Below are 12,061 nucleotides of genomic sequence, written 5' to 3'. Positions count from 1 at the left end.
CCAACGCGGCCCAGACAATCTTGCCTGGCCCTGTCGCAGTCGGATAGGAGCCCCAGGTGGCCAGCGCGTCGACGAGGTGGAGTCCGTGTCCGGACTCGGCCAGCGGGTCGGGCATGGAGCGGGCGGGCATGGCGGGCGCGGTGTCGAAGACCTCGATCACAAGTCGGCGGTCAGTGTCGGTGAGCCGAACGGCGATCCAATGGGAGAGCGGGTCCGGCGTGTTGGTGTTCGTGGAGGCGGTGACCGCATTGGCGACAAGCTCGCTGATCACGAGCTGCGCGTCGTCCAGAAGCGAGAGCAGCCGCCATCCCGACAGCGTCGCGTGTGTCTGCCAACGGGCGACGGCAGGTGCGGCCGGGGTGGAGGCCAGCCATCGCACGATCGAGCGATTCGCTTCCACCTTGTCACGCACCGTCAACTGCCGCGGCATGCCGGCGGGCAGGGCCTTTGCCGCTGCGCTGGTAGTTGACAGCTCTGGCGTGCGAGGGGATCCGGAGGACAGCCGATTCGGGTCGCGACCTCCGGAAGATTCGAAGCAGGTCATGGAGGCCACTCCGGCGCGAGGGAGGGGGCAAGTCGATACCGCTTGGCTTGGCGAAGGTGGTCCCGAGTCCATGGGCGCCTCGCCGTCAGTGCTGTCGCTTGGCGTGCCACCGTTCATGCTCGACGTGTCCACCACGCACCCCTGGTCGCTGTGGCCCGCATCGGCTGTCGCCGGCAGGGCCCGGCGCACGATCCCCGCCGGCCTGATCAGGAAACCCGGCCACCAGCACGGGCGGTACCCTCCACAGCCCGTCCAATGGCAACCAGCCGATGACGGAAGGTAGCCACGTCCGATAGCCTCATGCTGGGGGTTTGCATCATCCGCAGTCTGACCAGTCGGGAGGGCCCGCGTGCCGATCAGATCGGTGTTCTTCGACGTAGGTGAGACGATCGTGGATGAGTCCCGGGAGTACGGGACGTGGGCGGACTGGCTAGAAGTGCCTCGGCACACGTTTTCCGCGGTGTTCGGCGCCGTGATCGCCCGCGGGCTGGATTACCGGGAGGTATTCCAGGTGTTCCGGGCCGGATTTGACCTCGGGGCGGAGCGGGAGTGGCGCGCGGCGGCCGGTCAGCCGGAGTCGTTCGGCGAGGAGAACCTGTACGCCGATGCGCGGCCGTGCCTGGCAGCGCTACGCGCAGAGGGTCTGCTGGTCGGCCTGGCGGGGAACCAGACCGCCCGCGCCGAGGCCATCCTGCGGGCATTGGATCTCCCCGTTGACGTGATCGGCACGTCGGACGGCTGGGGTGTGGAGAAGCCATCGGCGGAGTTTTTTCACCGCGTCGTCGTCGAAGCGGGTTGCCCGGCCGGTGAGGTGCTCTACGTCGGTGACCGGCTCGACAATGACATCCGCCCCGCGCAGGCCGTTGGCATGGCGACCGCTCTCATCCGTCGGGGCCCGTGGGGCTACATCCTTGAGGATCCTGCAGTCGCCGACCGCTGCCTGTTTCGCCTCGACTCTCTGACCGACCTATCAGATCTGGTGCGCAAACGCAACGAGGCGAACTGACACTCTGTAGATGGAGGTCAGGATGCTGGTGACAGTGCTCTGATCTGCCCGTCGATGTTTTGACCGTGCTTGCTGTCTCCCAGCATTGGCCGGATCGCGCGTACGCGGTCCATCCCGGTCGCGTACCAGTCGGTGGCGAGCGTCTCGATCGCTTGACCAAGGTAGTCAGCGACGCGGTCGCCATCCCGGCCGTGTGCTCCGGCAAGATCGGCGAGGATGACGCTGCGCTGTTTGCTTCCCCGCGTGCCGAGCTGGTCCGCCGCCGCGGCCAGTCGGCGGGCAGCTTCCGGATGATCGCCCGTTGTGAGGGCGGCGTAGCCGGCGAAGGAATCAAGACGGGCCGCGTCGTAGAAGTCGAACCACGTGAGATCGCCGGCATCGTCGGGCAGCGAGGCTTCGGCGAGGTCGATCTGGTGGCGGCTGGTTGTCGCGGCGCCGTTTCTGGCTTCGATCTCGGAGGACACGCAGTGCAGCCAGGACCGGACGATGGGGTGGACGCCGTGCCAGCAGTGCTGCAGCGCGGCGGTGATCAGGTTCCGCGCACTGTCAGGGTCCTGGCTGAAGGCGGGGACGAAGGCCATGTGGCCGAGGACTGTGGCGGCGAGTGCGTGGTCGCCGGCCTCCTTGCTGGCTGTGAGGGCGACCTCGTAGCAGCGTGTGGCGATGGCAGGCTGGCCGAGGTCAAAGAAGGCGAGGCGTCCGGCGAGCAGCGCCGACTGGACCAGCCCGGCGGCAAGAGCAGCGCGCTGCGTGCCGCTAGCGCCGCGCAAGAGTGCGACGCCCAGGTGGGTGTGCGCGAAGGAGGCTTCGAATAGCGGACGCGGAGGACTGTTCCAGTACAGTTCTCGTTGACCGTTCGCGATTTCCGTGTAGGTCTCGGGGTCCACCTGGAAAGATCTAGTCTGCGAGTCGTCCTCGGCCGACGTTGCGGACAGCAACGGGCTCAGCAGCGGTAGCGCTCCTGCTCCAAGTAGTGCGCGAAGGACGGCCGCGCGGTCCCAGTTCGCGTCACCAATCGCGCCAGACTGCATGCCGTCTGTCCTCCCCGTAGCGACGTCAGGGCGCATCTTTAGCTCGGCTGGCGTGAGCAGGCCGAGCTCGCTCGCGGGCTTTTCGAACACGGTCACCAGGTGTTTGCGGTAACGCGGCTCGGGGTGTCGCTCGCCGGTCTCCCATCGCCTGACCGTATTGGCGGACAGGCCGGTGTACGTCTCGCCGGCGTGGTCCATCTCCATGCCGACGCGGCGGGCGACCTCGTCGTGTGACCAGCCATGTTGGAGTCGTTCCCAGGCCAGATTCCGGTTCGGGGGATGACGATTACTCGCCACGCCGCACCTCCAACGTCTTGTCGGGCAGGTGTCGTCGACCAGCATGAGGCTATCGGACGTGGCTACCTTCCGTCATCGGCTGGTTGCCATTGGACGGGCTGTGGAGGGTACCGCCCGCGCTGGTGGCCGGGTTTCCTGATCAGGCCGGCGGGGATCGTGCGCCGGGCCCTGCCGGCGACAGCCGATGCGGGCCACAGCGACCAGGGATGCGTGGTGGACACGTCGAGCATGAACGGTGGCACGCCAAGCGACAGCACTGACGGCGATCAGCAGGCTTCCGGCCCRCTGGGCCTGCGGCGGCAGTCCGATGAACCGGGCGATGGCCACCGGCGCGGGCGGCTTCATTGGATCCCATCTCGTCGAGAACCTGGTTGCCCGAGAAGTCACGACCGTCGCCGTCGGCTGCCGGTGCAGGGTTCCGACGCTCTCCCCGACGAGAACCTCGCGCCTGTAAGGGACGACCCGCAGTGCGTCCTCGTCAGTGYCGACCTGGCCCAGGACGGCCTGGATGATGCCGTCGTCGGGTGCGACATCGTCTTCCACCTGGCGACCCGACCAGGCGTTCGGCAGTCCTGGAGGGACGAGTTCGACGACTACACGCGGCCCAATGTGGTAGGCACGCGCCGTCGGCTTAACGCGTGCGTCCGGCGCGGTGTGCGCCGCCTCGTCCTCCAGCGTCCACGGTCCCCATCGCGCGACCGAGCCGGGAGTCGGACCCTACCTGTCCGACAACCACTGCAGACATACTGCGGACAGGGCTGGCCTTCCACGCAACCCTGAGTGTCGGGATGATCTGGCCGATGGTGTAAATCTCGGCGAACGCTACAGGCGAGGGCAGCTATATGTGGAGCCGGGCGCCCAGCACTCTTTCGTCCGAGTTTAGATCTTCTGCCGGTCTCGTGTAGAAATCCTGGCGCCCGCGACTTTATGTTGCAGGTCGATAGTCGACTCCGTGTCGAACAAAATATTAAGATCACACGTTGCATCACTTTTGCAGAACGGAGGACTGATGGGTCAGGTGCTTGATGTGGCCGAAGAGGCCGGCCAGGCTCGCGCCGCGATGGTGGAGAAGATGATCGCGGATGGAGACATCCGTTCGTCGGAAGTGGAGGCGGCGTTTCGCCGGGTGTCGCGGGAAGCTTTCATGCCGTCCGAGACGTCGCTGCTCGCGGCGTACAACGCGGCGGATTCGGTGACCACGAAACGTGACGCGGCTGGAGTGATTATTTCCTCCGTGTCGGCGCCTTTTATTCAGGCGCGGATGTTGGAGCAGGCCGAGCTGCGTCCGGGGATGCGTGTTCTGGAGGTGGGTTCCGGGGGCTGTAACGCGGCCCTGATCGCCGAGGTTGTCGGCCGTCATGGCCGGGTGGTCAGTGTGGACATCGATCCGGAGATCGTGGCGAACGCGCGGGAGCTGCTTGCCACAGCGGGTTATGGCGATCGGGTGCGGGTGCTGGTCGGCGACGCCGACCATGGCGTGCCTGGTGAAGAGCCGTTTGACGCCGTGGTGWTCACGGTGGGGGCGTGGGACGTGTCGCCGGCGTTGGTGGAGCAGCTGACCGCGGCGGGCCGGCTGGTGGTGCCGCTGCGGATGAACGGGATCACCCGGTCGATCGGTTTCCGTCGTGCCCCGGGCCATCTGGTCAGTACGTCGGCGGAGGTGTGTGGGTTCGTCCCGGCGCAGGGCGTCGGCGGCCACGCCGATCGAACCTTCCACCTTCCTGCGCCGTCGGGCGGGTCGGTCACAGCGCGGTTCGAGACGGGCGTGCCTGCGGAGCCGTCCCGGTTGGACGGGGTGCTCGCGGCGGGTCGCTCGCAGGCGTGGTCGGGCGTCCTGGGTAGGAGGGGGACGTCGTTCGCGGATCTGACGTTGTGGTTCGCCTGCTATCTGCCGGGTTTCTGCCGGGTCGGTGTCGAGGACAAGGCGGCACTCGTCGGTGACGGGGTGCAGATGTTCCCGTATGGAGCGGCGGTCGGGGACTCGCTTGCTGTGCAGATCGTTCGGCTCGCCGGCCCGGAGGTGGCCCGCCCGGTGGGTGAGGGTGCCCGGCCGGGGGACTCGGAGTTCGGTGCCTGCGGTTTCGGTCCGCACGCAGGCGAGGCTGCCGCGGCGATGGTCGAGGCGACGCGGGCCTGGGACCGGACGGGCCGGGCCGCTCCTCGGTTCTCGCTATGGCCCGCAGGCACGGACTGGGCGTTGCTGCCGGCCGGCGCGGCGGTGTTGACGAAGACTCATCAGCTCGTCGCCATCGAGTGGCCCGGCGGTATGGAGCCGGGCCCGTCCTGAAGCGTGCGCGGACCTGACGGCCACGCGCGGATCACACCCGTATCTCCGACAGGAGGACCCATGACCCCCACCGACACCGTCCACACCGCCAGCGCACCCACCAGCTCGGCGCCTGCCGAGCTCGACGAGTTCGAGTTGGACCTGCAGGTGATCGAGTCGCTCGTGCCCGGTGCGCCCATGGCCGACTGCGACACCAGCGACGGCTGCGGCTCGACCTGTGCGACGACGGCCTGCATCAGCAACGCGAACGACCCGTTCTAGGAGCCGCTCGCCGCCGGCCCGCCCGAACGACCAGGCGGGCCGGTGGCCGGCCACAGGTTCTGCCCGTAGGCGGTTGAAAGGAGTGGCCGACACCATGCCTGCCTCGTACACGCCGGCGGAGCCGGTATTGGTCCGACTGTCGACCGCGCCGGTCGGCCTGGATCTGCCGCACGGCGTCGGCATCCTCGACGACGCGGACGTCGACGGCAAGACCTGGCTGGCCGGGGTGTGGGCGCGACCCGACGTCTGTGCAGCAGTGGCGCTAGCGAGTCCCGCTCTTGCCGATCGGGTCGAACAGCTGGTGGGCCGCGAGGGCGCTGGCACGCAGGAGATACGGCGAGCTGTACTGGCGACCTGCTTCTACCTGGCGCGGTGGGCGCGCCGGGTGACGCCGTTCGGTCTGTTCGCCGGAGTCGCCTCGGTCAAGGTCGGTGACCGGGCCACGGTGGCGGCCGGGACACCGCGCGTCGCGGTACGAGCGGACGCGGCCTGGCTGCACAGCCTGGTAGCACGGTTGGAAGCCGACCCGAACGTGCGTGACGGGCTCACCGTGGTCGCGAACTCCCTCGGGGTGGTGCGCGATGGCAGGTTCGTGGTCCCGCAATGGCCCGTGCCGGTGGGCCTCAACCGGCGTGCGGAGGCTCCGGTCACGGAGATATCGGTGCGCTGCTCGCAACCGTTGGCCGCGACGCTCGCGGCGACGCACCTCCCACGGCGGTTCACCGACCTGCGCGCCGACCTCCAGATCGCGTTCCCGTCGGCCCGCGCGGCCACCATCCGCACGCTGCTCGACAGGCTCGTCGATCAGGGCGTGCTCCTGACGAACCTTCACCCGCCCGCGAGTGCCGTCGACGGACTCGCGCACGTCATCGATGTGCTGCGGGCGGTCATGGCCAGTGCCCCGGCACGCGCAGATCTGTCGGCGCCGGCGCAGGTTCTGGCCCGTTTGGAGGAGATCGCCGGCGAGTTGGCGGCAGCCAACCACGACGCGTCCACCGACGCCGAGCAGGCGACGGCGCGGCGCGCCCGCATCGCCGAGGTCATGCATGCGCTCGCCCCCGCAGGGGTGGGCGAGCCGATGACTGCGGGCGGCGTGCTGGCGGTCGACGTCCGCGCCGACATGGAGATCACGCTGCCGGCCAGCGTGCTGCAGGAGGCCGCGGCAGCGGTGGAGACGCTGGTACGGGTAGGGACACGGCCGTTCGGACAGATGGCGTGGCTGGAGTACCACTCCCGATTCCTCGCGCGCTACGGGCCGGGTGCCCTCGTCCCCGTCGGAGAGCTGCTCGCTGACTCAGGGCTTGGCTATCCGACCGGTTTCCCGGCCGCGCCGCGGGCCCGGCCGGTGTGGCGAATGCTGACCGAACGCGACGCCCGCCTGCTGACGCTGCTGCAGCGCGCGGCGCTGGAAAGCGCTGCCGAGATCGAGCTGACCGACCGGGTGGTCGAGGCGCTGACCGTGGCCACCGAGGGCGAGGAGATCGTGGGTCCGGGGCGGGTCGAGTTCGGGTTCGCGCTGCACGCGGCCTCAGCCAAGGCGATCGACCGGGGCCGCTTCCAGCTGTGGGCGACAGCAACTCCGCGGGCGCAGACGAGCATGGCGGGCCGCTTCGCCTATCTGCTCGACGAGACCGACCGGGCCAGCCTGGCGGCCTCGTTCGGCGCCGGGCGAGACGGGGCGGTTGCGGTGCAGCTGTCGTTCCCACCGCGGTACACCCACAACGGCAACGTGACCGGCGTGCCACGGCTGCTGGACGAGGTGCTCTCCCTCGGCGAACACCCCGACCCACGCGACACCCTCACGCTCGAGGACCTGGCGGTCACCGCCGACGCGGACCAGCTCTACCTGATGCGCCGGGCCACCGGGGAGCAGGTACTGCCGCGGATCCTGCACGCGCTCGACCTGCGGGGCCGCACCCCCAGACTCGCGCGTTTCCTCGCGGAGGTCGGGCAGAGCCGGTGTGCGTTCTACGGCCCGTTCGACTTCGGCGCCGCCCGCGCTCTGCCGCACACCCCCCGCATCCGCTACCGGCGCACCGTGCTCGTCCCGGCCCGCTGGCTCGTGACCGAACCATCTCTGCGCCGCCGAACCACTGCGGCAGTGTGGGACGAGGCGCTGGCCGGCTGGCGGAAACGATGGTCAGTCCCAGAACAGGTCGTGCTCTGTGAGGACGACCAACGCCTGCCGCTCGATCTAAGCCAGCCGCTGGACCGGGACCTGCTGCGCGCCCGGCTGAACCGCGCCGACCCGGCCACCCGGATCGAGCTGTGGGAACAAGGCGCCGCGGACAGGGACGGCTGGCTTGGCCGGCCCGCCGAGTTCACCGTGCCGATGGTGCGCACCGTCCCGATGTCGCGGCGGCCTCCGGTCGCGACCGCCGCCCCAGCGCCGGCCGGCCAGCCGGGCGACGCGTCGGTGGTACACGCGCAGCTGCACGGCAACCCCGCCCGATTCGCCGAGATCCTCACCGGCCACGCCACCGTGCTACTGACAGCCCTGCAGACCACCGGCCAGATCAGCCGATGGTGGGCAGGCCGGCAGCTGGATTTGATACGCCCGGAGACCGACCAGCACCTCGATCTCTATCTGCGCGTGCCCGAACAGGGCGCCTACGGCCCACTTGCCGCCCGCCTCGCCGCGTTCGCCCGCGACCTCCAGGCCCGGGGCATGCTCGCCGGAATCGCCCTGGTCGGCTACCAGCCGCAGCCGGGACGCTATGGCACCGGAGCCGCATTGGAGGCCGCCGAGGCGGTCTTCGCGGCCGACACCGCTGCCGCGATCGCCCAACTCGCCGGTGCTGCACCCAGCGCTGTTCCTGCGCAGGCGCTTGCCGCGGCGTCGCTGGCCCGACTCGCGTTCGCGTTCGCCCCCGACCCGACGACCGGAGCCCACCGACTCCTAGCCCTGCCCCATCCACCGACAGGCCCCCTGGACCGGGCCTTACGCGACCACACACTGCGCCTCACCGACCAGCCTGCCCCCGCCACCGTCGCCGCGGCATGGAACGCCCGGGACAACGCGCTCACCCGCTACTACCGGATACTCGCCGAGCAGCGGGAGCCCGCGACCGTGCTGCGGTCGTTGCTGCACGACCATCACGTGCGCGCTGTCGGCATCGACAAGGCCCTCGAAGCCACCAGCCTGCGCCTCGCCCAAGCCGCCGCCCGCCGCTACCTCGCCCTGCACCCAGCCACCACAGCCCGCGAGCCGCGGCTACCCGTGCCAGCGAACGCCGGCCCATGACCACCCGGTCAGTGACCACGCCGCCTGGACCGAGGCGGACGGTGGTGGCCCAGTCGCTGGCCTCCGGCGCCGCGGGCGCAGCGCTCCTCTCGATCGAAGAGGCCCTGCACGACGAAGCGGGCTGGCCGGTAGCGCAGGCCGCGATCCGCCTGGCTACTCACGAGCCCCTCGACCTCGGCCCCCACGCCGGGCTCTTCCGCGGCGTGCCAGCGATCGGCCTGCTGCTCCACGCCGCCCAAGCAGACGGACAGCCTCGCTATGAGCGGGCGGTGGCCCACCTCGACCGGCACATCGAGTCACTCACGCTGCGCCGCGTATCCGCTGCGACCCAAAGCGCCGACCAAGGGCAGGTCGCGTTCCAGGACTTCGACATCTTCACCGGACTGACCGGCCTGGGGGCATACCTGCTCCGCTACCAGCCGGGCAGCGACGTGCTCGGCCGGGCACTGACCTACCTGACCCACCTGGCCGAACCCCGCCGCGACCCGGACGGCACCTGGACACCCGGCTGGTGGGTCAGCCACGACCCCGACACAACCGTGAAAACCCCAGGCGGCCACGCCAACCTCGGCATGGCTCACGGCGCCGCAGGCATCCTCGCCCTACTCGCCCTCGCCACCGCGCACGGCGTCCAGGTCGACGGCCAGCGCGACGCCCTCATCCAGATCTTGACCGAGTATGACCGGTGGCTCCAAGACGACCCCGCCGGCCCGTGGTGGCCACAATGGATCACCCGCGCAGACCTACGAGCCGGCCGGTCGTCCCAGCGCGCCGCGGGCCGCGCGTCCTGGTGCTACGGCGTACCCGGCGTCGCCCGGGCCCACCAGCTCGCCGCGATCGCCACCGCCGACCCGGCCCGCCAGCAGGCCGCCGAAGCCGTCCTCGCCGCGCACCTGACCGACGAACGGCTCGCCGGGCTCGCCGGACCGGGTCTGTGTCACGGGCCGGCCGGCACCTACCAGACGGTGTGGCGCGCCGCCGCCGACGCCCCCGCCCTCGCAGCCCGGCTCCCCGCGCTCGCGCGGCACCTGGCCCGCCACCATGCCTGCGACCCGGGCCCGCCAACCGCCACCGGCGGGCTGCTCACCGGCCACGCCGGCGACCGACTCGCCGCCACGACCGCACGCCACGGCACCACCCGCTCGGGATGGGACCTATGCCTACTGATCAACTAGCCGCTCTCGTCACCGACCCGCTCACCAGGGCCGTCGACGCCGTCCTCGCCGGCACCCCCGCATCCCTCGCCGCCCTCAAAACCGGCGTGGACCCCGACATGCTCACAGACGCCGTCGCGACCTACCAAGCTGCCGGCCGCACCGCCCTACACCGCCACGCTGAGAACGGCTGGTACCAGGTGAACATMCAGTTCACGGACCCGGCCGGTGCGGAGATGGTCGTCGCCGGCCGGGTCGGCCCTGCGCTCGACCAGCTCCGCATCACTGGGGCTGTTCTCGGCTGGTGGTTCCTGCGTAAACCGCCCGGCTKGCGCATCCGCCTGCAAGCCGCACCCGGCGTCGACCCGGCGACCGTGGTCCGTCCGCTTCTCGACGATCTGGTGGCGGCCGACGTGGCGGCATGGCGGCCGGCCGTCTACGAGCCTGAGATCGCCGCGTTCGGCGGCACGACGGCGATGGACACCGTGCACGAGCTGTTCTGCGCCGACAGCCACGGCGTCCTGGCCTACCTGCGCCAGCCGACACCCGGCCTCGGCCGGGCAGCGGTATCGCTGCTGCTGTGCGGCACCCTGCTGACCGCCGCCGGCCTCGACACCTTCGAACGCGGCGACGTGTTCGACCGCATCACCCAGCTTCGCCCCCCACCCCGGGCCGCCGGCAGCGAACCAGCAGAACTCCACGGCCGCCTCCGAGGACTGATCGCGGGCCCTGACCAGGCACGCGATCCACTGTTCGCGCCCGCCGGGCCGCTCGCCCACGCCACCGGATGGCGCACCGCGTTCCACACCGCTGGCCACACCCTCGCCACCGCCGCCACGACCGGCACGCTCGGACGAGGCCTACGCGCCGTCCTCACCCACATCATGATCTTCCACTGGAATCGAGTCGGCCTCGCTGCTACCGATCAAGCAACCCTTGCTCACGCTGCCCGCCGCGCCTTGCTGCCCGACCTGCCCCGATGAGCATCCTCGCGACCGCCGCCCGCCACTTTCCGTTGGTGCCCCAGGGCCGGCCCACCTRCCCGCCGCTGGCGGACCGGATCGCCTACCTCACCGACCAAGCCCACCAGACCCAGCGGCAGCCGACCCTCAACCGCGCCGGCCACGTGATCAACCTGGCCGCGCTCACCGCCGCCGACTGCGGCCTGCCCGATCTCGCCCGCCAGCTCTGCTGGCAGCTCATCGGCCCGTTTCTTCACCTCACCCGACCTCTGACCGGGGACGAGGCCACCTACCTCCTCGAGCCCGTCCGTAACCTCGCCCGCCTCGCCCGCCGCGCCGGCGACGCCGCACAGGCACTCACCCGACTCGACGCCCTCGCCGACGCGGTGAACAACCACACCGACCTGATCGTCGACGGCCAGCGACTCCCGCTCGCCACCATCGAAGCCACTGCCGAGCAGCGGCAACGGCTACGCCGCTGGGCCTGGACGATCCGCCTCACCGACGCGATCCCCACCCTCACCACCCAAGGCCGCTGGGTCGACGCCTACACCTACGCCCACACCCACCGCGGCATCGGCCTACGTCTACGAGAAGGACGCCAAACCCAAATCCTCGCCCACGCCACGGCCGGTGACCTCGGCACCGCCACCAGCCTGCTCGACACCTCGACGCTCACCAGCCCCTGGGAGACCTGCACCGCCACCTGCCTACGCGCCTACCTCCACCCCGCCACGCCGGAGATGATCGCTGCGCTCACCGGCGCAGAACACGCCCTCGACACCCTCGCCGCCGACACCCCGCACACCTACCGCATACACCTCGGCCTGGCGACCCTCGACCTCACTGCGCTCCACCAACCCACCAAAGCCCGCCACCTCGCCACCCGACTCACCAGCACCGCCATCCAGACCGCCGACGCCTACGCCGCCCGCCTCCTTCTCGCTCGCTGCCCCCACGACGCGCGACCCACACCCCAACAAGCCACAGCACTATGCGACCTCGTCGAGGCCGCCGGCCTCGACCTCGGCGCCCTCCCTCCCGCCTACCTAGATGCCCTGCTCACCGCAACCCGCGCCGCCCACACCACCCTCACCCAGATACTCGACCGGGCCTGTAAGAACAACRGTGTAACTCCCCTGTGACACTCTGTGCATCTGTGCAGGTAGAGGAGACACCAGATGACCGACACGATGGCTGACACGGCGGCTGGGGCGATCCCGGTCAGACCGGTGGATGGCGATGGGGCGCCGGCGGGCGTGGTCGTGGACGAGG

10 protein-coding genes are annotated in these 12,061 nt (G+C 70.3%); 8 read left to right on the top strand and 2 right to left on the bottom strand.

The window, feature by feature from the left end:
• A partial coding sequence (locus BCD49_RS43065; protein WP_198939422.1) for an ATP-binding protein occupies positions 1-544 on the bottom strand: 544 nt, incomplete at its 3' end.
• A 349-nt stretch (positions 545-893) separates the two neighbouring features.
• Between BCD49_RS43065 and BCD49_RS04625 the strand changes: the two genes are divergently transcribed.
• The gene (locus tag BCD49_RS04625) at positions 894-1,550 is read left to right on the top strand and encodes an HAD family hydrolase (protein WP_007507606.1); all 657 of its coding nucleotides are present in this window, start codon (positions 894-896) and stop codon (positions 1,548-1,550) included.
• A 17-nt stretch (positions 1,551-1,567) separates the two neighbouring features.
• Here BCD49_RS04625 and BCD49_RS04620 read toward each other — a convergent pair whose 3' ends face one another.
• Positions 1,568-2,923: a helix-turn-helix domain-containing protein gene (locus tag BCD49_RS04620; RefSeq protein ID WP_232793969.1), complete on the bottom strand. Its 1,356-nt coding sequence runs from the start codon at positions 2,921-2,923 to the stop codon at positions 1,568-1,570.
• On the opposite strand from BCD49_RS04620, the gene BCD49_RS46325 reads away from it, so the two are divergent.
• The 7 genes from BCD49_RS46325 to BCD49_RS04590 all read left to right on the top strand — a co-directional run bounded on the left by BCD49_RS46325 (position 2,822) and on the right by BCD49_RS04590 (position 11,931).
• Positions 2,822-3,658 (top strand): NAD-dependent epimerase/dehydratase family protein, encoded by an 837-nt coding sequence (locus BCD49_RS46325; protein WP_116439368.1) that lies wholly within the window; start codon positions 2,822-2,824, stop codon positions 3,656-3,658. The two genes, BCD49_RS04620 and BCD49_RS46325, sit on opposite strands and share 102 nt — an antisense overlap.
• Before the next feature lie 229 nt (positions 3,659-3,887).
• Positions 3,888-5,165 (top strand): methyltransferase, FxLD system, encoded by a 1,278-nt coding sequence (fxlM, locus tag BCD49_RS04615; RefSeq protein ID WP_071041176.1) that lies wholly within the window; start codon positions 3,888-3,890, stop codon positions 5,163-5,165.
• A gap of 60 nt (positions 5,166-5,225) precedes the next feature.
• Entirely contained in the window at positions 5,226-5,426 is a 201-nt protein-coding gene (locus tag BCD49_RS04610) for an FxLD family lanthipeptide (RefSeq protein ID WP_007507611.1), read from the top strand.
• 94 nt (positions 5,427-5,520) lie between these two features.
• Positions 5,521-8,670 carry a lantibiotic dehydratase gene (locus BCD49_RS04605; RefSeq protein WP_007507613.1) on the top strand — a complete coding sequence of 1,050 codons (3,150 nt, stop codon included), beginning with the start codon at positions 5,521-5,523 and terminating at the stop codon, positions 8,668-8,670.
• A gap of 44 nt (positions 8,671-8,714) precedes the next feature.
• Entirely contained in the window at positions 8,715-9,845 is a 1,131-nt protein-coding gene (locus tag BCD49_RS04600) for a lanthionine synthetase C family protein (protein WP_232793971.1), read from the top strand.
• Entirely contained in the window at positions 9,827-10,807 is a 981-nt protein-coding gene (locus BCD49_RS04595; RefSeq protein ID WP_071041175.1) for a thiopeptide-type bacteriocin biosynthesis protein, read from the top strand. Before BCD49_RS04600 ends, BCD49_RS04595 begins: the two co-directional genes overlap by 19 nt.
• Complete coding sequence (locus BCD49_RS04590; protein WP_071041173.1) at positions 10,804-11,931, top strand: hypothetical protein; 1,128 nt, start codon at positions 10,804-10,806, stop codon at positions 11,929-11,931. The genes BCD49_RS04595 and BCD49_RS04590 overlap by 4 nt, the downstream gene beginning before the upstream one ends.
• Positions 11,932-12,061: the final 130 nt, after the last annotated feature.

This window comes from Pseudofrankia sp. EUN1h, assembly GCF_001854645.1.
Classification (GTDB): Bacteria; Actinomycetota; Actinomycetes; order Frankiales; family Frankiaceae; genus Pseudofrankia; species Pseudofrankia saprophytica.
The sequence above is the reverse complement of the archived record's forward strand: the minus strand, read 5'-3'. Positions and strand labels throughout refer to the sequence as shown.